Source organism: Rhodococcus sp. KRD197, assembly GCF_017168235.1.
Lineage (GTDB): Bacteria > Actinomycetota > Actinomycetes > Mycobacteriales > Mycobacteriaceae > Rhodococcoides.
The window spans coordinates 523,642-543,722 of record NZ_JABFAO010000004.1 but is presented as its reverse complement, the minus strand read 5'-3'; the positions used below and the strand labels follow the sequence as shown (position 1 = coordinate 543,722).

20 protein-coding genes are annotated in these 20,081 nt (G+C 62.5%); 8 read left to right on the top strand and 12 right to left on the bottom strand.

Features of this window, described 5'->3' with window-relative positions; translation table 11 throughout:
- Together J1M86_RS08785 and J1M86_RS08780 are read right to left on the bottom strand one after the other, a co-directional pair.
- Complete coding sequence (locus tag J1M86_RS08785) at positions 1-705, bottom strand: ABC transporter permease (protein WP_075838289.1); 705 nt, start codon at positions 703-705, stop codon at positions 1-3.
- A gap of 53 nt (positions 706-758) precedes the next feature.
- A complete protein-coding gene (locus J1M86_RS08780) occupies positions 759-2,645 on the bottom strand; it encodes a multicopper oxidase family protein (protein ID WP_241259732.1) in 1,887 nt (628 codons plus the stop codon).
- Between the two features lie 57 nt (positions 2,646-2,702).
- Here J1M86_RS08780 and J1M86_RS08775 point away from each other — a divergent pair, with 57 nt between their 5' ends.
- A complete protein-coding gene (locus J1M86_RS08775; protein ID WP_206509555.1) occupies positions 2,703-3,476 on the top strand; it encodes a triacylglycerol lipase in 774 nt (257 codons plus the stop codon).
- Between the two features lie 32 nt (positions 3,477-3,508).
- Positions 3,509-4,123, top strand: a complete 615-nt coding sequence (locus tag J1M86_RS08770) for a TetR/AcrR family transcriptional regulator (RefSeq protein ID WP_206509554.1) — start codon at positions 3,509-3,511, stop codon at positions 4,121-4,123.
- A gap of 37 nt (positions 4,124-4,160) precedes the next feature.
- Here J1M86_RS08770 and J1M86_RS08765 read toward each other — a convergent pair whose 3' ends face one another.
- The 3 genes from J1M86_RS08765 to J1M86_RS08755 are packed head-to-tail and all read right to left on the bottom strand — an operon-like array spanning position 4,161 to position 6,983.
- The gene (locus tag J1M86_RS08765) at positions 4,161-4,793 is read right to left on the bottom strand and encodes a GntR family transcriptional regulator (RefSeq protein ID WP_206509553.1); all 633 of its coding nucleotides are present in this window, start codon (positions 4,791-4,793) and stop codon (positions 4,161-4,163) included.
- 31 nt (positions 4,794-4,824) lie between these two features.
- Positions 4,825-5,769, bottom strand: a complete 945-nt coding sequence (locus J1M86_RS08760; protein ID WP_206509552.1) for a hydroxymethylglutaryl-CoA lyase — start codon at positions 5,767-5,769, stop codon at positions 4,825-4,827.
- Positions 5,769-6,983 carry a CaiB/BaiF CoA-transferase family protein gene (locus J1M86_RS08755; protein WP_206509551.1) on the bottom strand — a complete coding sequence of 405 codons (1,215 nt, stop codon included), beginning with the start codon at positions 6,981-6,983 and terminating at the stop codon, positions 5,769-5,771. Before J1M86_RS08755 ends, J1M86_RS08760 begins: the two co-directional genes overlap by 1 nt.
- A gap of 190 nt (positions 6,984-7,173) precedes the next feature.
- Between J1M86_RS08755 and J1M86_RS08750 the strand changes: the two genes are divergently transcribed.
- Positions 7,174-8,064, top strand: coding sequence for an alpha/beta hydrolase (locus tag J1M86_RS08750; RefSeq protein WP_206510005.1), 891 nt, complete (start codon positions 7,174-7,176; stop codon positions 8,062-8,064).
- Between the two features lie 77 nt (positions 8,065-8,141).
- Complete coding sequence (locus tag J1M86_RS08745) at positions 8,142-9,050, top strand: fumarylacetoacetate hydrolase family protein (RefSeq protein WP_075838202.1); 909 nt, start codon at positions 8,142-8,144, stop codon at positions 9,048-9,050.
- Positions 9,051-9,122: 72 nt separating this feature from the next.
- On the opposite strand, the gene J1M86_RS08740 is transcribed toward J1M86_RS08745, so the two are convergent.
- The 5 genes from J1M86_RS08740 to J1M86_RS08720 all read right to left on the bottom strand — a co-directional run bounded on the left by J1M86_RS08740 (position 9,123) and on the right by J1M86_RS08720 (position 14,008).
- Positions 9,123-10,196, bottom strand: a complete 1,074-nt coding sequence (locus J1M86_RS08740) for an alkene reductase (RefSeq protein WP_206509550.1) — start codon at positions 10,194-10,196, stop codon at positions 9,123-9,125.
- A 141-nt stretch (positions 10,197-10,337) separates the two neighbouring features.
- Positions 10,338-10,709: a DoxX family protein gene (locus J1M86_RS08735; RefSeq protein ID WP_075838203.1), complete on the bottom strand. Its 372-nt coding sequence runs from the start codon at positions 10,707-10,709 to the stop codon at positions 10,338-10,340.
- A 50-nt stretch (positions 10,710-10,759) separates the two neighbouring features.
- Positions 10,760-12,292: an FAD-dependent monooxygenase gene (locus J1M86_RS08730; protein WP_206509549.1), complete on the bottom strand. Its 1,533-nt coding sequence runs from the start codon at positions 12,290-12,292 to the stop codon at positions 10,760-10,762.
- Positions 12,289-13,188: an alpha/beta fold hydrolase gene (locus tag J1M86_RS08725; protein WP_206509548.1), complete on the bottom strand. Its 900-nt coding sequence runs from the start codon at positions 13,186-13,188 to the stop codon at positions 12,289-12,291. Before J1M86_RS08725 ends, J1M86_RS08730 begins: the two co-directional genes overlap by 4 nt.
- A gap of 10 nt (positions 13,189-13,198) precedes the next feature.
- Positions 13,199-14,008, bottom strand: coding sequence for an alpha/beta fold hydrolase (locus J1M86_RS08720; protein ID WP_206509547.1), 810 nt, complete (start codon positions 14,006-14,008; stop codon positions 13,199-13,201).
- A gap of 163 nt (positions 14,009-14,171) precedes the next feature.
- On the opposite strand from J1M86_RS08720, the gene J1M86_RS08715 reads away from it, so the two are divergent.
- Complete coding sequence (locus tag J1M86_RS08715; protein WP_075838206.1) at positions 14,172-14,849, top strand: TetR/AcrR family transcriptional regulator; 678 nt, start codon at positions 14,172-14,174, stop codon at positions 14,847-14,849.
- A 42-nt stretch (positions 14,850-14,891) separates the two neighbouring features.
- Here J1M86_RS08715 and J1M86_RS08710 read toward each other — a convergent pair whose 3' ends face one another.
- Together J1M86_RS08710 and J1M86_RS08705 are read right to left on the bottom strand one after the other, a co-directional pair.
- Positions 14,892-15,665 carry an SDR family NAD(P)-dependent oxidoreductase gene (locus tag J1M86_RS08710; RefSeq protein WP_075838207.1) on the bottom strand — a complete coding sequence of 258 codons (774 nt, stop codon included), beginning with the start codon at positions 15,663-15,665 and terminating at the stop codon, positions 14,892-14,894.
- Positions 15,665-16,552, bottom strand: a complete 888-nt coding sequence (locus J1M86_RS08705; protein WP_206509546.1) for a sugar phosphate isomerase/epimerase — start codon at positions 16,550-16,552, stop codon at positions 15,665-15,667. Before J1M86_RS08705 ends, J1M86_RS08710 begins: the two co-directional genes overlap by 1 nt.
- Before the next feature lie 172 nt (positions 16,553-16,724).
- Between J1M86_RS08705 and J1M86_RS08700 the strand changes: the two genes are divergently transcribed.
- The 3 genes from J1M86_RS08700 to J1M86_RS08690 are packed head-to-tail and all read left to right on the top strand — an operon-like array spanning position 16,725 to position 19,971.
- A complete protein-coding gene (locus J1M86_RS08700) occupies positions 16,725-18,083 on the top strand; it encodes an MFS transporter (protein WP_075838292.1) in 1,359 nt (452 codons plus the stop codon).
- Positions 18,080-18,985 (top strand): transketolase, encoded by a 906-nt coding sequence (locus J1M86_RS08695; RefSeq protein ID WP_206509545.1) that lies wholly within the window; start codon positions 18,080-18,082, stop codon positions 18,983-18,985. The genes J1M86_RS08700 and J1M86_RS08695 overlap by 4 nt, the downstream gene beginning before the upstream one ends.
- Complete coding sequence (locus tag J1M86_RS08690) at positions 18,982-19,971, top strand: transketolase family protein (protein ID WP_206509544.1); 990 nt, start codon at positions 18,982-18,984, stop codon at positions 19,969-19,971. Before J1M86_RS08695 ends, J1M86_RS08690 begins: the two co-directional genes overlap by 4 nt.
- Positions 19,972-20,081 lie beyond the last annotated feature (110 nt).

The following is a 20,081-nucleotide window of genomic DNA, read 5'->3' as shown; positions in this document are numbered from 1 at the left end:
TCAGTTGCCACTCAATGCCACACCGACGGAGGTGAGAAGCATGTTGACCAGAAACAGTGCCACGAACGAGAAGACCACGGTTTCGTTCACCGCCTCGCCCACACTCCTCGGTCCGCCGACGACGGCAAGTCCGCGATAGCACGCGATCAGTCCCGCGATCATTCCGAACAGGGCTGCTTTGACCTCGGAGAGGAGCAACTCGGGCAATCCGACCAGGAGGGTGATACCCGACGCGTACGCACCGGCGGTAACGTTCTGCAAATAGACGGAGAAGAAGAATCCACCGATGAGCCCGATGGCGCAGACGGCTCCGTTGAGTAGCGCCGCCACCACAGTCGAAGCCAATACACGCGGAAGCACCAAGCGCTGAACTGGGTCGATACCGAGTACTCGCATCGCGTCGACCTCCTCGCGAATTGTTCGTGAGCCCAGGTCAGCTGTGATTGCAGTGGCACCGGCACCTGCTACGACGAGCACAGTCACCAGCGGCCCGATCTGCGTGACGGCGCCCAAACCTGCTCCCGCACCCGATAGATCACTTGCACCGATCTCTCCCAGCAACGAGTTCAACGTGAAGACCACGAGAACGGTGAACGGTACGGACATCAGCACGGTCGGCAGCAACGACACACGCGCGATGAACCAGCATTGCTCGAGAAACTCTCGCCACTGAAAAGGCCGACGAAGCGCAGATGCCGAATCCATTGCAAGAGCGTAGAATTCACCCACCGATCTCGTCGCTCGATCCAGAGTGGTGTTCACTGCACCACCCGGTACTTCAGCATCATGTCGTGGTCCTCATGATCGAGCAGATGACAGTGCCAGACATAGCCCTGTAAATCCTTGTGCGCGTGCGCTCCCGCATCCCCGCCGTGCCCAGCTCCCCCGCCATGCGCAGCGGCGCCGGGCTGACCGGTTCGGGCATCACCGGTGATGTGCGCCATGGCAGAGAACGGTTCGTCCGGATCGAATCCCAATTCCTCGGCCGTAGGGAACCTGACAACGATGCGAGTGACGGTACCTCCGTCGATACGAACGGTGTCCTTCCAACCGGATTCCCACGGCTCCGGTGGCACCAGGGGGCCGGTGACGAACCCCTCGGCGCTGGGCGTCCAGCGCGTTCCGACCGGCGGCTGGGGGTGTGCGAGCTGATAGTCGACGGTCCGAAGCGCCTGTCTTCCGAGAATTCGAAAGTGCACGAGGTGTATGTGAATCGGATGCGGATCGGGGGTGATGTTGATGATGTTCCACTGCTCGACAGTGCCCTGCCGAGGCTTCTCGATATCGTCGGAGGAGAACTTCAGATTGTTGAGCGACATGATGGATGGCGGATTCCGCAAGATGTATGGCTGACTGACGGTGACGTCGCGGAATACCGTCGGCGTCGCGATCGGGGGAAGCGGAAGTGGACCGGCAGGCCCGCGCAGCGTCCTCGGAACACGCGCGCCGGATGGAGTCGAGCCGTCGGCCACGAAGCGGCAGAACAACGGCATCGTGACAGCGCCGATGACGGCAGCTTGGAACGGCGGAGCCTCGTCGTTGCGAAGTTCTACGCTCTCCCCCTCCGCCAGCTTCGCGAAATCGACCAGTATGTCGTATCTTTCGGCAGGCGCGAGACGTATATGTGTGGCAGCCACCGGCGCGTCGAGCAATCCACCGTCATTCCCGATGACGAAGAACTGCATGCCGTTCGAGAAATGCAGATTCCACACGCTGTAAGAACCGGCATTGATGACTCTGAAGCGATAGAGCCCGCGTGAGACCGACATCTGCGGCCATATCTTGCCGTTGACGACGCCGACGTCGCCGACTGCTCCGCCTTCCCACGAGCCTTCCGGGACGATGGCCGTCGAACGTACGCTCTGTTGTCCAGTGGACTCGAATATCTTCTCTTGTAGCACCAGCGGCAGTTCGAAGTTTCCGGCGGGCAGCCCGAGCGGGTTGTCGATTCTGCCCGTGTCGAATTCGTCACGGAGAAAGTACATCCCGGCCAGTCCGGCATAGACGTTGAGTCGGGTGAAGCCCATTGCATGGTCGTGATACCACATGTGGGCGGCCTCTTGGCGCTGCGGGAACCGATGCGTGACAGTTTGTCCGGGACTGATCATCTGCTCGGGATGGCCGTCGCTGTCGGCGGGAGTGACACCGCCGTGCAGATGCATGACGGTAGGTGGATGCCGACGATAGTCTTCCTGCATCCCGTGCAGGGTCATGTCCATGTCTTTGCCGAGGGGATGCGCCCCCATCTCGTTGGTGAGCGCGAAGGTCGTCTCGATTCCGCTTCTCGCCTCGATCGTCGGCCCGAGATAGTCGGCCCCTGAGTAGGCCAACGCCTTGGACGGCGGCAGATCGCGATGGAAGGAATGCGTCGTCGAATTCGCCGTCAGTGTGATGTCCGTGCCGGTGAGGATGGGCAACCGCGGTAGCTGGTCCACGAACGGAGTGAGCTTCGGCGAATGGAACAGCAGCGGGCTGTCGATATCCGCGACCGATCCCGGGCCGCCGAACGAACTGGCCGGCGACAGGACACCGACGGTTGCCGCCAGTCCGCCGACTCCGAGCCCCTGTAGGAGCGTTCTCCTGCGGATCAGCGCTTGCTGATCGGTCTTTCGTCGCATGGATCGTCCCTCCGCTGTGATCACCATCGGTCAATACCGCACTGTATGGTACGGAGAACGTCCACGGAAGCGAACGGGGAAACTATGAGGATTTATCTAGCTCTGGCCGCAGCGTCGCTGCTGCAATTCACCGCCGTTCAACCGGTCGCTGCGTTGCCGAGCACACAGGACTGCCGCGGCACCGTCGTGCTCGTGCACGACATGGCCGGCAGCACCGAGCAGTGGCGCGACCTACGAGCGCAACTGCAGGAATCGGATCGTTGCGTCGAAGCAATCGCTTACGGCGACACGCCGGCAACCCTCGCGTGGGACAACGTCGCCGGCGTCGCACCGCTCGAGCAGAGCGCACACGAGATCGGCGCGCATCTGGCCGACTATCGGGGCCGAGATGTCGACGTGATCGCGCACGGAGCAGGCGCGCTCGCGGTGCAGTACTACTTGCAGCGCGCTGTCGACACTCCGGTGCGGTCACTCGTCACGATCGGTCCGATGTGGCGTGGCACGAACATCGGCGGGTTGAACGAGATCGAGACCATCAGCCGCGAACTCGGGACGTACGACGCGGTGCTCGCGCTCGAGAAGCCCGTGATCGATCCCGTCTGCGGTGGTTGCCGACAGTTGATTGCAGGGTCCGACTTTCTGACTGCGCTCGAGGCGGATGGCCTGCGCACCGAGGGCGTTCGATACACCGACATCGTCTCCGACACCGATGGGCTCGTGGTTCCTCCCCGGTCCGCCGAGGTCAGAGCAGCGGAGACGGTGATCGTTCAGGATGTGCACGCCGGAAACAGCACCCATCACTTCGGCCTCGTGCACGACCCTGCTGTTCTATCAATCGCTATAGGCGCACTGCCATGAGTCGGACTCGAGCCGCGCATAGACTCCCTGTTATGGCTGCACGCACGAAGACCGCCGGGGCGACCACGCCCAAGAAGTCGACGTCCAGAAAAACGACGAGATTGTCACTCGACGATTGGATCGGTGCCGCGTTCGACCTTCTCGTACGTGAGGGCGCGTCCGGGGTGAAGATCACCAAACTGTGCGAACAACTCGGCGTCACCAAGGGTAGTTTCTACTGGCATTTCGACGACATCGACGCCCTGATGACGACGATCGCAGACCGCTGGTGTGACAAGCAGAACGACACCGTCCGCGGGCTCAATGCAATGGACACCATCCCGGTAGCAGAACGCTTCGAACGAATGGCGCAAACGCTGATCGACGAGGACACGCGCAGAGTCGAAATAGCCGTACGGGATTGGGCCCGAACCGACCAGAAGGTCGCGGATTCGGTGGCCGCGCTGGATCGAAGGATTTTCGAAGTGGTTCAGGACGCCATGAGGGAAGTGGGCTTCGACGAGGAACAGGCACGGCTGCGCGCGGGAGCCCTGGTCTATGCCGGAATTGGCTTCGTCCACGCTCGCGGTAGCCTCCCCACCCCGACTCTCGACGAGGTCCGCGCAACGTTCGATCTACTGACCGCAGGTGCATCCTCCGGGTCGTGAGAACTGACCGAGACGGTCTCTGCACTGCGCACACAGATCACGTCGGTCCGGTCTGCATCTTCAGAGCACTGTGGTAGCCGGCCCGAATATGGGCCCGCATGATGGCCTCGACCCATTCACCGTCTCGGTGTTCCAGGGCGTCGACGATCTCGAGATGGTGCCGGGCGCTCCGCTCCAACTCGACCGACGAGTACCCTCGGAATGTCCGTGAAGCCACAAGGGGTTTGAGCATGCCCAGCGAGATCTCGGCCATGCGGGCGTTGGGGCACTTCGACAGGATGCTCGCGTGAAACTCGTTGTTCGACGCCGCAATCGAAGCCAGATCGCCTTCTCCGGTGACCATATCGAACATTACTTCCGCCGATTCGCGAAGAGCCGCGAGTTCCTCGTCGGTGAGATGTTCGGTGGCCAACCGCGCGGCGCAGGGTTCGAGCAGCGAGCGAGTCGAGTAGGTGGCCATCACCGATTCGGGTGAAAACTCACTCACCCGCGCGCCCTTGTTCTTCTCGATGACTACGACACCGGTGTTCGCCAGAGTCTTGAGCGCCTCGCGGATCGGTGTGCGACTCACACCCATACGATCGGCAAGTTCCACCTCGTTGAGCTTCTCACCGCTGACGTACTCGCCCGAGACGATGAGGCCGAAGATCGCGTCGCTCAGTGTGGACACTGCGACCGCTGGGGAAGGACCGACCGAACTCTCATGTGGGCCATTGTGCATCAGCGAGGTCCTTGCGGGTCCCACCGCGGGAAGCGAACGAGTGGGACGCGATCCCGGTGAAGCGTTCCACCGTGCGACCGACTGCCAGGTAGGTATCGAGGTCGATGCCGGTTTCGATGCCGAGGGCATCGAACAACACCACGAGATCCTCCATCGGCGCATTGCCGAGAACGGACCTCTCACCCGGAAACCACATGTCCCCGCCGAGGCCGCCGAACGACGCCTCCAGCCAGTCCGCGCCGGCGGACAGACTTGCGAGTGCGTTGACCGAGCCGAGGCCGTTGCGATTGTGCAGGTGAACACCCACCCCGATGTCTGGATAGTTCCTCTTGACGCGGCTCACTCCGTCCATGAAGTCGACTGGTGTTTCCATTCCGGTCGTACCAGCGAGATACAGCGAGTCAGCACCTGCGTCCACCACGCGCGCAACGACCGCGTCCAACTCGTCCGCGCCGACCGGGCCCCGGCATGGCGCGAAGAACGCCGTTGCTACGGCGACGCTGACTTTCTTGTCGGATCGACGCGCTTCGACCACGATCCGCTCGAACTCGGACAGCAACTGCTCGGGGGTGGCGTTCTGGTTCTTGCGTGCCATGGTTTCGTCGACCGGCACCACGACGACGATCTCGTCGATATCGGTGGCACACGCGCGTTGCGCGCCCCGAAGATTGGGCACCAGCGCCTTGTAGTGAACGCCCCTCACACGCGGCGCTTCGGCGATGACGCGCTCGGCATCGGCGAACTGAGGAAGGACCCGAGGATGAGCGAAGGACGTGATCTCCACCGTGGTGAAACCCGCATCGAGAACACCCTGGAGGATTTCCAACTTCTGGTCGGTGCGCACGACCGTGTCCACCGATTGCAGTCCATCGCGCAGACCGACTTCCACGAGCGTGGCCGAGGCGGGCAATGCGTCCGAGAACATCACAGGACTCCACCGGCACGCAGAGCGTCGATATCGGCTCGACTGTATCCGCCCACGGATTCCAATATTTCGAGGGTGTGTTCTCCGAGCTGGGGTCCAGGCCACCGCACGCCACCGTCGGTACGACTCAACCTGGGGAACGCGTTCTGCATCGGCACGCTTCCCAGTGTCGGGTGATCGGTGCTGACGATGCTCTTGCGGGCGATGAATTGCTCGTCGGTCACCATGTCCGCGGGACGGTAGATCTTGCCGACCGGCACCGCGTGCGCGAGCAGAAGGCGCTCGAGCTCTCGACTGTGTTGCGTCAGAGTAAATTCCGTCACCAGCGCATCCAGTTCCTGCTGACGTTCGCCGCGAGAGCCGTGCGTGGAAAATCGCGGATCCGATGCCAGTTCCGGCTTGCCCATGGCAGCCGCCAACCGCGCGAAAACCGTATCTTGATTCGCAGCGATGAGCATCCACCCGCCGTCCGCAGTCGGATACACATTGCTCGGAGCCACATTCGGCAGGATCGCACCGCTGCGTTCACGCTGATACCCGGACAGCACCCACTCCGGCACGATCGATTCCATGATGCCGAGGACCGCCTCGTAGATTGCCGAGTCGACCACCTGCCCACGTCCGCTACGGGTTCGCTCGTACACCGCACCAAGAGTTCCGATCGCAGCGAAAACAGCGGCCAACGTGTCCCCGATCGAAATTCCCACACGTGAGGGCGGCGTCGACGGGTCACCGACGATGTAGCGCAATCCGCCCATCGCCTCTCCGATCGATCCATAGCCGGGCCTGGAAGAGTAGGGGCCTGTCTGTCCGAACCCGGACACCCGAGTCAAGACGAGTCCGGGGTTGTTCGCGGACAACTTCTCGTAGCCGAGCCCCCACCGTTCCAGTGTTCCGGGGCGGAAGTTCTCGACCAGGATATCGGCGCGCGAGATGAGGCGTGCGGCAACGGTTTGCCCCTGCTGAGTACGCAGGTCGACCGTTACCGACTTCTTGTTTCGACCGATGACCGACCACCACAGAGATTCGCCCTGCGGAAGTGCGCGACCCCACTCACGGATCGGGTCACCCTTGCCCGGCTGCTCGATCTTGATGACCTCGGCGCCCAGGTCGCCAAGGATCTGGCCACAGAACGGGCCCGCCACCAGTTGGCCCATTTCGATCACGCGTAGGCCGTGCAGGGGCCCGATCGACCCTGCGCCTTCCTCTTCCATGCCACTCCCTGTTGTATACATTCTTGTGCAACATGAGCACTATAGCCCGAAAATCGGAGATGGTTGTATACATTTCGTGGATTCCAAGGCCGAGCCGGCAGACCCCGATCACGACGCACTTGCCCTGGACCTGCGCTCGAGGCAGGCTGGCGATCCGGCAGTGGTGGTAGCCGATATCCGGGGGGATGCTGTGAGTACGCGACGAGATGTCGAATTCAAGTCTGGTGAGACCACGTGTGCTGCGTGGCTCTATGAGCCGAACGACGGCAGCAGGGCGCCGGTCATCGTGATGGCGCACGGTCTCGGTGGTGTCCGCGAAATGCGGCTCGATGCCTATGCCGAGCGCTTCGTCGAGGCCGGCTATGCGTGCCTGGTGTTCGACTACCGCAATTTCGGAGCCAGTGGCGGCGAGCCGCGGCAACTGGTCCACATCGGCATGCAACTCGCCGACTGGGCCGCAGCGATCGCATTCGCGCGCACCCTCGACGGAGTGGACACCTCCCGGATCGTTCTGTGGGGTTCGTCCCTCAGCGGGGGTCATGTTCTCAAAGCCGCCGCCGCAGACGGGAATATCGCGGCGGTCGTGTCTCAAGGCCCCTTCACCGACGGTCTCGCCTCCGCAATGGCGATGCCGCTGAGGACAACCATCGGCGTCACACCGCGGGCGATCCGTGACGTCCTCGCCGCCATCCGAGGCGCAGCGCCGGTGACGGTACCGCTCGTCGCCGAGCACCGCGGCACCGCGTTGATGGCGAGCCGCGACGCACTCGCCGGGTATCGGAGTCTGCAGCCACCGGGATCATCGCTTCCAAGTGAAGTTGCGGCACGATTCGCGTTCGACATTCTCCGCTATTTCCCGGGACGAGCGGCACGCCGAATCGCCGCTCCGGTGCTGTTCTGCGTGTGCAATCCGGACACCGTTGCGCCGACCAAGCAAACACTGCGTCTTGCGGCCACGGCGCCGCAGGGCGAGATCGTGGTGTACCGATTCGGTCACTTCGAAATCTATGTCGGCGAGGCTTTCGAACGCGTCGTATCGGACCAGTTGGCATTCCTACGTCGAGTGATCCCTACCGGATGAGCCGAGTCGGCATGTAGCATCTGCCCGAACGCCATAATCGGCATTTCGGGGGAAATTCGGTTCGAAACGGGGGGTTCATGAAGCTTCGCAGGGTACACACCGGCGACGGGGCTGTCGCCGAGTACCAAAACGGCGACGGTAGCTGGGATACGCTGGGCGACAACAGCGCATTGGGTGGCAGTCCGTTCGACGAGCAGTGGGTCCGGTCGGTCGATCGGCGTCATCGACAGTCCTCGGATCTGACACTGCCGTTCCATCCGGTATCGTTCCGAGACTTTCTGCTGTACGAGCAGCACAACATCGCCGCAAGCCGCGGTCTCGTACGCCGGTTCCATCCGGGGCAGTTCAGGGCTACCGCGGTCGTTGAGAAGCTCACTGGCAGGCCCTTTCCGAAGTTCAAGCCCGCCAAGCTCTTCTACGAACAGCCCATCTACTACATGTCGAATCACCTCACGTTCGTGCCGAGTGGCACCCCGGTGAAGATGCCGTCGTATTCGCGCGCACTGGATTACGAACTGGAGATCGGGTTCGTCCTGTCGGCGCCGCTTCGCAACGCGTCGCCAGCCGAGGCGACAGCCGCGATCGGCTCCTTCGTCCTGTTGAACGACTTCAGCGCACGCGACGTACAACGACGTGAGATGGCCTCGGGATTCGGACCGCAGAAGTCGAAGCATTTCGGGTCATCGATGTCCTCGACCGCCGTCACAGCTGACGAGGTCCTTCCGCGCATCAACGATCTCACCGGCACGGTGGCCCTCAACGGCGAGGTAGTGAGCCGCGTCAACAGCGCCGGCATGCAGTGGAGCCTCGGCGAGATGCTTGCGCACGCTTCTCGGGACGAGCAGCTTCTTCCCGGCGAATTATTCGGTACCGGAACGCTTCCCGGCGGTAGCGGTATGGAGACGGGCAACTGGCTGAGCATCGGCGACACCCTCACCCTGACTCTGGACAACATCGGCACGGTGGAGCACAAGATCATCGGCTGACGTTCATCGTGATGCCTACAGAGACGGCCCGCGCCTGTGTCAGGCGCGGGCCGTCTCTGTCCTCGGATTCTTCTACGACTGCAGCGCCGGGTAGTCGGTGTAGCCCTCGGCTCCAGCCGAGTAGAAGGTGCTCGGGTCCACAGCGTTCAGCGGTAGATCCCTGCTCCAGCGGTAGACGAGATCGGGGTTGGCGATGGCCGGGCGGCCCACGACCACTGCGTCGCCGACGCCGTCAGCCATGATCGACAGCGCCTCCTCCCGCGTGGTGATCTCGCCGAAGCCACTGTTGACCAGGACAGGGCCACTGAAGGCCCGGCGCAGGTCTTGCACCAGTTCGCCCGCCGGGTTCTTGTGTAGCACACTGAGATACGACAGGCCGAGTGGCGAGATACGATCGAGAAGGCTGCGATAGGTTGCGCGTACGTCGTCACCGTCCGTCTCCAACGCATCCTGAATGTTGTGCTCGGGCGAGATGCGGATACCCACTCGGCCCGCGCCGATGGCGTCGGCGACGGCCTCGACCACCTCGGCAACGAAACGCGCGCGGTTCTCCGGCGATCCACCGTAGGAGTCCTCGCGTCGGTTGGAAGCCGGTGACAAGAACTCGTGCAGCAGATAGCCGTTGGCCGCGTGCAGCTCGACGCCGTCGAATCCGGCAGCGATCGCGTTCTTCGCGCCCTGAACGAACTCCTCGATCACCGAGGACAGCTCGTCGGTGCCCAATGCCCGCGGGACGGGGTACGGCTTCTTGCCGTCGTAGGTACGCGTCACACCGTCGATGGCGATGGCGCTCGGAGCCACGACCTCACGGCCTCCGGTGGTCGCCTCGTGTGTGACGCGTCCGGCGTGCATCACCTGGGCGACGATGAGCCCGCCCTCGGAGTGCACGGCGTCGGTCACCTCGCGCCATCCGGCTATCTGCTCGGGCGTCACCAACCCCGGCTGACCGGGAAATCCTTGACCGGCATGGCTCGGGTAGGTGCCCTCACTGACGATCAGGCCGAGTGTGGATCGCTGGCGGTAGTGCTCGGCCACCAGCGGTCCGGGAACACCGTGACGGCCGGACCGCACCAGCGTGAGCGGGGCCATCACCAGCCGGTTCTGCAGAGTCAGATCGCCTAGCGTCAACGGAGAAAACAACGTCACTGGTTCGCCTCTTTCCTTGCACGCGTACAGGTTCTGCCTCGCGGGCATGCGTGGCACAGAACCTCTCGGGGGCACAACCTGTCCGCGGCGCCCGACATTCCCGATCGAGACGGGTGTCACTCGTGTCCAGTGAGTCGAGGCTCAACCCCAGAGTACGAAAGCCTGCACCACAACGTAGACGGCGGAGATGGCGAGAGCCACGATGGCCGGCACAATGCCCTTGATCGCATCACCGGCCCGAACGTGGAATGCCACTGCGCCGACCATCAAGGCAACCACCGCGATACCCGCGACGAGGCCCAGACCGTTGAGCCAGATGCCGACGAGGATCCCGACCGCACCGGCGATCTCGGCGAATCCGATCAGCCGGTATTGGTTCCACGGGATCGAGAAGTGCTCGGCCGATTCACGCATCGCAGGCTTACCTGCAATCTTGCTTCCGCCCGCGCCCACCAGGACCAATGCGGTCAGCACTCCGGAAACCGCGAGGAGCACTACTTGAACAGTCGACATGAGATTCCTTTGTTCGAGAGTGACAAGAGATTGCGATACGTGTCCATCGGTCAGGACATCGACGTCATAGTACTGACCACCGCGGTGATCGGCTCGAGTTCATCTACGAGCGCGATCGCCGCAATGTATCCGTCGGGGCGAACAAGAAACGCCGTTGGGCGGGACACCCCATAGGAAGACCGGAAACTCCGATCGATATCGGAGACAACGTCATCGGCAGTAGCATTCGAAGCGTCGATCGCGATCGTCCGTAGTTCGGCACCGAACGTAGGCCACTCGATGCTCGCGAGCGCTTCTGGAGCACCCGGCCCGTAGGCGATCGCGGTGAAATGCGTGCCACGGAAGAGCTCGAACAGCCTCGTCGTTGTCCCATCGCGATCGAGACGAGCATCCGGCGCCCGATCCCCCGCCGCAAGTGTCGATGTGGACGCGTTCGCCGACGATGCCAGCGGTCCGCCGTTGTAGGTGACGGCCAGTTGATATTCGTCCTTGCCGCGCGCGAGGGCGGCCGGACTCATCGTTGCGATCGCGTCGTACTTTTTGGTAGCGAGACCGAGCACCGTCGCTGCAACGGGCTGGCGTTCGGCCTCGTACGAATCGAGGAGAGTGTCCGACGCACCTTGCAGCACGCCGGCAAGTTTCCAGCCGAGATTGTAGCTGTCCTGAACACCGGTGTTCAGTCCCTGTGCCCCGGCGGGCGGGTGAACGTGGGCCGCATCGCCGACCAGCAGAACCCTGCCCTTCCGATAATTCGCGGCTATACGGATGTTGGGCCGGAAGACGCTCTGCCATGCGATGTCGGTGAGCCGGAGCTTCTTCTTGGTGCGGGCTCGGACGCGGGCGGTGATCGCCTCAGCAGTGGTCGGGGGCGTCTCGTCCGGGTCGAGCTTGATCATCCATTGAAACAGGTTCGAATCGGGCAGCGGGCATGCCCCGACGAACTTCCCGCCGACCGGCCAAATATGCCAATACTTGCGGCTCAAGTCACCTTCGACCACGGCATCGACGATGAGCATGCGATCTTCCTCATCGGTCGTACCTTCGAATGCAATTCCCACCGATTTACGCACGACACTGGAGCCTCCGTCGGCACCCACAACGAACTTCGCACGGACAGCTTCGTCACCTGTCGGTGTCGAGATCTCGACGGTGACGCCGTTTTCGTCCTGCTCGAGGTCGTACACCTCGCACTGGTAGTCGATGCGGCCCCCCAACTCCTCCAGACGATGGTGCAGGGCGCGATCGGTTCGGTGTTGCGGGATCAGCCACGTGCTTGGATACGGCACGCGCTCGCTCGGCTTGTTGACCTTGATCATTGCCCAGGGCACGACCAGCGGCCCGGCATGTATTCCCATCCTCGGGTAGAGCGATCCGCCGTCCAGAATGTCGTCGAGAGCTCCGAGGTCTTCCATGATTTCGAGAGTCCTCGGCTGAATACCCTTGGCGCGCGATCCGGCGAAGCCGCTCGAAGCCTTGTCCACGATGCGAACATCGATGCCGCGTCGTCTCAGCTCGATGCCCAGCGTGGTGCCGGCGGGTCCGCCACCGACAATCAAGACATCGATGTTGGTGTCGTCGTTCATGACGTGGTCCGTTCTCGTTCGTTGTCGATGAAGGTCGCCAAGAGCTCGGCAGTGCGAGCCGGGCGTTCGTATGGAGCCATGTGTCCGCAGTCACCGATTACCTCGGCCATGGCCGGCCGGAGCAACGCGCTGGCCTGGCCGAATCCGGAGACCGGTGTTACCGCGTCTTCGGATCCCCACGCCAGAAGCGTCGGAGTCGCGGTCTGCCCGATTCGACGAAAAAGCTCTGTGCGGCCGGTGAGTGGGTAGTTCTGCAATGTCGAGAAGAACGCATACATCGATCCCTCGTAGCGAAAGCAGTCGACGACCATCTTCGTCAACGGTTCGACCAACGCGGGATCCAACACGTTGTGCCCGAGGTGACCGAGCAGGATCTTCCGACCGAACCGTTGAGCCACAAGTTTCGCCAACATGTCGACACTGAGTGCTTTCTGTTGCAGCGCAGCCTTCGTGGACATTCCAGCGGGTCCGATGAGGCTCAACGAGCTGACTGCTTCAGGACGATCCGCGGCGTACGCCATAGCAATGAGTGCCCCCATCGACGTACCGACCAGATGAGGACGGCCGCCGATATTCACATACGAGAGAAGGTCGTCGAGCTGCCGAACGAACATTGCCTCGTCGTATTCGCTCCGCGAACGTTCGGAGTATCCACGTCCGTAGGCGCTGTAGCTGAGTGTCCGGAAACCTCGATCGTGCAGTTCGCGAGCAACTCCGTCCCAGTAGAGGAGTGGGACAGTCAGACCCGGTACCAACACGACGAGTTCACCGGTAGCCGGACCCCCGAGTTCGAAGTGAGTTACACCTGCGGAGAGCGCAGCGAAGCTGCCACGCAGTTCTCCGCCGGCGTCGGCGTCGAACTCGAGGTCTTCGGCACGATGAACGAAGTACTTCATTCGATTCTTCCTAACGAGGGCGATGAAAGAACTCTGCGACGGCGTCCGCGACCCAATCCGGCTGCTCCTCTGGGAGGAGGTGACCACCGTCAGGGTGGATCCGTTCCACTGCGCCCGGAATGTCCGAAGCGAATCCTTGCGGCATGGATCCGCTGGTCAGAACCAATGTGGGCGAGGTGATGCTGCCGAGTTGTCCAGTTCGGTCGACCTGATCGGTGTTCACGAAGTCCACGAACGCACTCTTGTTGCCGGGTTTGGACCACATTCGATGCACGCGGGTGATCATCGCGCCGTCGACGATCGATGAGCCAGGGCCCACCGCGTCGCTCAGGCTGCGTTCGACAGCGCTTCGCGGAAGCCAACGACGCAAAATGGGGCGTGCCCACGGCTTCCTCGCGAGCTGCATTCCCTTCGGCAGCGTCTTGAGCGGGTACCCAGTGGCATTGACCAGCACGAGCGCCTCTATTCGATCCGGCTGGTCGAGAGCCATATCGAAGGCAATGTTGCCACCGAGCGAGTTACCGAGAATCGTGTACCGGGGAATGTTCAGCTCGCGGAGGAATCGGGAGACTGTTCGCGCATACGTGCGGATCCGGTAGTCCCGATCCGGGCGAGGACCCGTGCATCCGAAACCGGGCAGATCCATTCGAATGACGTCCCAGTTCGGATCCAGCAACGGCACCAGAGAATCGAAGTGCTCGAGTGACGATGCAGTTCCATGAAGTAGGACGATGACCCGATCACCGAAACCGGAACGGGTGTAACGAATGTCAATCCCATCATCGGGAAGACGAAGCGATGAGCAGTTGCTGTCAACCATAACGGTTACAGTGTTGCCATAAATGGCGCAGCTGTCAAGGCTCGACCGACGAGTCGTCATCGCCGAGCCAGGCGAAGTCCCGTCTGGCGATCGACACCGGGCAACACGTGGCGCAGAACGCCCTTTAGGATTGCGAATCGAGTACACGGAAGAAACGAGAACGATGAGCGACGAGAGTCCGAAGCCGACAAGGTCGGCCAAACGCGCACCCGGCAGGCCCGCAATGCCGGTCGAGCGCATCGTTTCCACGGCACTCGAACTGGTGGACGAGCATGGCGCCCAGGCATTGTCGATGAGAAGCCTCGCGCAGCGGCTCAACTCGGGGACCGCCACTCTCTACCGTCACTTTGCCAATCGCCAAGAACTCGTATCCCGCGTGGTCGACCAATTATTCGGCTCGGTGTCGATGTCCTACGAACAACTTCTCGCGCTGCCATGGCCCGACGCGTTGCATACCGTCGCCCAGCACATGTACTCCACCCTCTCACTCCACGCCAAAGCCGCGCCCCTACTCATCGAGCAAGTCCCGACCGGTCCACAGGCACTGATGCAGAGAGAGATGTGCATTGCACGGTTGCTCGCAGCGGGATTCGAGCCGAAACTTGCGGCGCGGACCTACACCACCCTCGCTCACTACGTGCTCGGGTTTGCGGTACAGATCGCTGACGACTCGGTCGACCCCGACGTCGTACGACGGTTCCGCTCTTTGGACACCACCGCCTTTCCTGCCACGGTCGCCGTTGCAGATCACCTGTCTGCACCGCTCGACGACGAGTTCGCCTTCGGGTTACACCTCATGATCGAGGGTCTCAAGACCACTCACATCGATGGGTCGACCTAGACCCCGTCACGGAATCCGCATCGAACCGAATCGCACGCCACCTCAGTGCATGTGGCTTCCCCCGTTGATGTCGATCGTGGTTCCGGTCAAGTACGCCGCATCCTCGGAGGACAAGAAGGTAATGACCGAGGCGACCTCCCGGGTGGTGGCGGTGCGACCGAGCGGGATGCCTCGCGCAATAGCCGCTTCCTGCTCGTCGGTGCTGCCGACGCGGATGTTGGTGTCGACAGCTCCCGGTGTGACGGCGTTGATGGTGACGCCGGTGTTTTCCAGCTCGCGCGCAAGCGACTTGGTGAAGCCGAGTACGGCAGCCTTGGCGGAGGAGTACGGAACCTTGCCGAACACGCCACCGCCGCGCTGCGCGGACACCGATGACATGGTGACGATCCGGCCCCAGCCTTCGGTGATCATGTCCGGCAGAAACGCCTTGGTCACCAGGTACGTTCCAGTTGCGTTGACCGCGAACACCTTGTTCCACAGCTCCACCGTCGTCTCCATGAACGGCACGGGTGAGGTGATGCCGGCGATGTTGGCGACGGCACCGACGGTGGGCAGCGCCCCGGAGTCGACCTCGGCTTTGACTCGGAAGTAGGCAGAGTTGACCGACGCCTCATCGGCGACATCGATGGCGTGTCCGAATGCCGGGACGTCGTAGCTGCTGCCGATTTCTGCGGCGACCTTCGCGGACTTTTCACCGTCGAGATCGAGAACTACGATGCCCCAACCATCTTCGGCGTAGCGCTCGGCAGTGGCGCGTCCGATTCCCTTGTCGGAAGCGGCTCCGGTCACTACCGCGGTACGAATCTTCTTGCCCATCATGAGGTCTCCATCTTCTCGGTTGTCGATCGATTCAAGAGTGTGGTGATCACGTGCCCGGCGGCGGATGTCGCCGAGGGTCGGTGTTCGTCGGTGATGTCGCGCGTCTCGAGCTCGAGCGCGAAATGCCCGGCGAAACCCGCTGAATGCAGCGCCGTCAAGCCTGCGCCGAAATCGACGTCGCCCCGTCCGACACTGAGATTGATGTTCCCCGGGTCTTCGATGCATTCGGGGCCGTCGAGGTCAACCGCCCCTTTCGTAGCGTCGCGAACATGCACGTGAGTGATTCGCCGACCGAAAGCCTCGACGAAGCGAACGGGGTTTCCGCCGGAGGCGACGATGTGGCTGAAGTCCATCACGATCCCGATGCTCGGATTCAGACGCGACGTCAAGGCGGCGGCACGTATCGAGTTGCAGCAGAGCCTGAACACATGGAGCGATTCGGTCCACACTTCGACGCCATATCCCTGTGCGCACCCGAGCATCGATTCGAAATTCGCCGCGACTCGATCCAGGTCGGTGGCCAGATCGCCGATCGGGGTACGTCCGATCGCCCCGTTCGGCAACACGAGCGCTTTTGCACCGACGGTCGCAGCCAGTTCGAGCAACCCAACGCAATGCGACGACTTGGACAGATCCGTCGCCGGGTCGTTGAGATCACCCACGTCACAGTTGATGGACCGAACCCTCAGACCCGACTTGGAAACCGCGTCGGCGACGTCCTTTACCGCCCGGCCTGTGAGGTCGAGCGGTACGTGATCGCATACACCCGGCAGTGATCCCAGGTCGATTTCGGTGAATCCGAGATTCCCGATCTGGTCCAGCGCTCGATGGAGCGTCAGGTGCCGGAACGAGATGGTCGAACATCCCAACCGCGATTCGAACATTGATGAATCCCCATCCGTCGTGATTCACCCCACAGTAAGCCTCACTCCAGTCAACCGTCAACCGTCGCCGGTTAACTGTTGACAGTGACAGTGCATTGGGTCACACTCGACTTGTTGACAGTCGACGGTCACTGGACGAGTTTTGAACCACTACCTCTGCAGGAGCGTTCTCATGAGCGACAAAGTTCTCGAAATGCGCGGACCGGTCCACGGCACCAAGGACGCGAAACGCGTCGCTGCCGGATCCTCGGTCGGTGCCGTCATCGAAACGTACGACTTCATCGGATTCGGCACCGCCGCCGCTCTGTATTTCGGCACCGCCTTTTTCCCCAACTCGAACTCCGTGACCGGCACGCTCGCTGCGTTCGCCACACTCGGCGTCGGCTTCGCCGCCCGCCCACTCGGCGGCATCGTCGGTGGGCACCTCGGCGACAAGGTCGGCCGCAAGCCTGTTCTGGTCGGATCCCTCATCCTGATGGGAATCGCGACCTTTGCCATCGGACTCCTACCGACCTACGCGCAAGCGGGCGTCGTCGCACCGATCCTGCTGGTGGTCGTGCGCATCATCCAGGGCCTCGCGTTCGGCGCAGAATGGGGCGGCGCGATCCTCATGAGCTACGAACACGCTCCGTGGAGAAAGAAGGGTGCCTTCACTGGCATCGTCCAAGCCGGCTTCCCTGTCGGACTGCTCCTCGCCAACCTCGTCTTCCTCGGTAGCGTCCACCTCGGTGGCGACTGGGCATGGCGAGTTCCGTTCCTGTTCAGCATCGTTCTCGTCGCTGTCGGTCTGATCATCAGGTCCAAGGTTCCCGAGTCCCCCGTCTTCGACGACGTCAAGGATGCCGGCGTCACCAAGTCCCCGATCGTGGAATCGATCAAGCAGGACTGGCCGAACATTCTGCGCGGCATCGGTCTTCGTATCGCCGAGACCGCCGGATACGCCGTGTCCGTCACCTACATGATCTCGTACCTGCACACGCAGAACCTGGCTTCGACATCGGAGACCATCACCGCACTGTGCATCGCGTCTTTCATCGGCATTTTCGCCACCGTGCTGTGGGCCAGGCTCACCGACCGGATCGGACGTCGCCCGGTCTACCTCGGCGTTTGCGGTTTCGCGGCCCTGTTCGGCATCCCGATGTTCCTTCTCGTCAACACCGGCGTCTTCTTCTTCATCGTTGCGACGATCATCCTGGCCTACGCCGTCTGCCAGAACGCGCTCGCCGGCGCACAGGGTGCATGGTTTCCCGAACTCTTCACCGCCGCACGCCGCGCATCAGGAGCATCGCTCGCGTACCAGATCTCGGCCATGGTGTCCGGCTTCACACCGTTCATCACCACGCTGCTCTTCGTCTGGATTGGGTGGATGGGACCGGCGCTACTGTTCGTCACCTACGCACTCATCGGCCTGGCCTCGGCCGTCGCAACCAAGGAGACGTGGGGACGGACCGAACGCCGTCTCGCCGCAGAAGCGGAACTCACCACGCCCCACCCGGCGCACGCCCCTGTCAAAACAAAGGAACTTGCATGACGATCACGACCCCAGCACCGACGCAGATCGAGCGCTCCCGCATCGAGAAGGCCGCGGAGTTCGCCTACCGCATGCGACACCACGTCATCGACATGGGTGAAGCCCAGGGCCAAGGCTATGTCGGACAGGCCCTCGGCGCGGCCGACATCTTCGCCGCCGTCTACGCCGACCGGCTGAACTATCGCGCTGAAGACCCCCACTGGGAAGAACGAGATCGCTTCCTTCTCTCCACCGGCCACTACGCCATCGGCCTGTATGCCGCCCTGGCTGCCGCGGGCATCGTTCCCGAAGAGGAGCTCGAGACATACGGCTCCGACGAGTCCCGGCTCCCCATGTCCGGAATGGCCTCCTACACACCGGGAATGGAGATCTCCGGCGGCTCCCTGGGCCACGGTCTGACAGTCGCAGTCGGCATGGCCCTGGGCCTTCGGCACCAGAACTCGACCGCCCGCGTGTTCAACTTCCTTTCCGACGGCGAGCTCGACGAGGGCTCGACGTGGGAGGCCGCCATGGGCGCCCACCACCACAAGCTCGGCAACCTCATTGCCATGGTCGACATGAACGCACTGCAGGCCGACGGCCCCACCCAAGGTGTGCTCGGGATCGAGCCGGTCCACGAGAAGTGGGCCGCGATGGGCTGGAACGTCCACCGTGTGAACGGCAACGACCCCGCCGCGCTTCTCGGTGCGTTCGACTCCGCTTGCGCCGCGGCATCACCCTTCGGTATCCCGTCGGTGGTCATCTGCGACACCAAGATCGGCTTCGGCGTCGCACTTCTCGAAACCCGCGAGAAGGCGCACTTCATGCGCATCGACGAACACGAGTGGAGCATCTGCCGCGATGAGCTGACAGGCCGCTTCACCGACCCCACCAACCTGCAGGAAGACAAGGTTCGAGCATGACCACCACGACGCCTCCGAAGCTCAAGACTTCGGCCATGATCGCCTCGTTCGTCGACCCGGGTCAGCGCACCGCCACCGCCCCGTTCGGACACGCACTGGTCAAGGCCGCGAAGGACAACGACAAAATCGTCGGACTGAGCGCTGATCTCGCGAAATACACCGACATGCACATCTTCGCCCAGACGTTCCCGGAGCGCTTTTTCCAGATGGGCATGGCCGAACAGCTGCTGCTGGGCGCATCCGCGGGCATGGCCGAGACCGGACTGATCCCCTTCGCGTCGACATATTCGGTTTTCGCCGCTCGTCGTGCGTACGACTTCCTGTGCCTCGACATCGCCGAGCCCAATCTCAATGTCAACATCATCGGCGGTCTCCCGGGTCTGACGACCGGCTACGGTCCCAGCCATCAGGCCACCGAGGACATCGCGATCTTCCGCGGCATGCCCAACCTGACGATCGTCGACCCGTGCGATTCCATCGATATCGAACAAGCCGTTCCACAGCTCGCCGCGTCGGAGGGTCCCACTTACCTGCGTCTGCTCCGCGGCAAGGTGGCCACTGTCCTCGACGAATACGACTACACCTTCGAACTCGGCAAGGCCAAGGTGGTCCGGCCTGGCAACGACGTCGTCATCATCTCCAGTGGTCTGATGACCATGCGTGCTCTCCAGGCGGCGACGAACCTCGTCAAGCACAACGTCGACGTATCCGTCGTGCACACACCCACGATCAAGCCGTTCGACACTGTCACCGTTCTCGCCGAGCTCGATACACCCCGCCTGGCGTTCACGGCCGAGAACCACACCAAGATCGGTGGTCTGTTCGAGACCGTCGCTTCCGCCGTTGTCGAACGCGGACTCGGCAAGAAGATCGGTGCCATCGCGCTCCCGGACGAATTCCTCGCGGCCGGCGCGCTGCCCACCCTGCACGATCGCTATGGCCTGTCCAGCTCGAGCATCGAGTCTCGCATTCTGGCCGAACTGTAGACCTCAGCGATGGCTCTGCGGTCCGAGAAGACATCGTCGTGTGCACGTACACTCACTGTCGACAGCTACCTGTTGACTGTCTCCAGTGAGACGACCACTTCGTCTCCGAT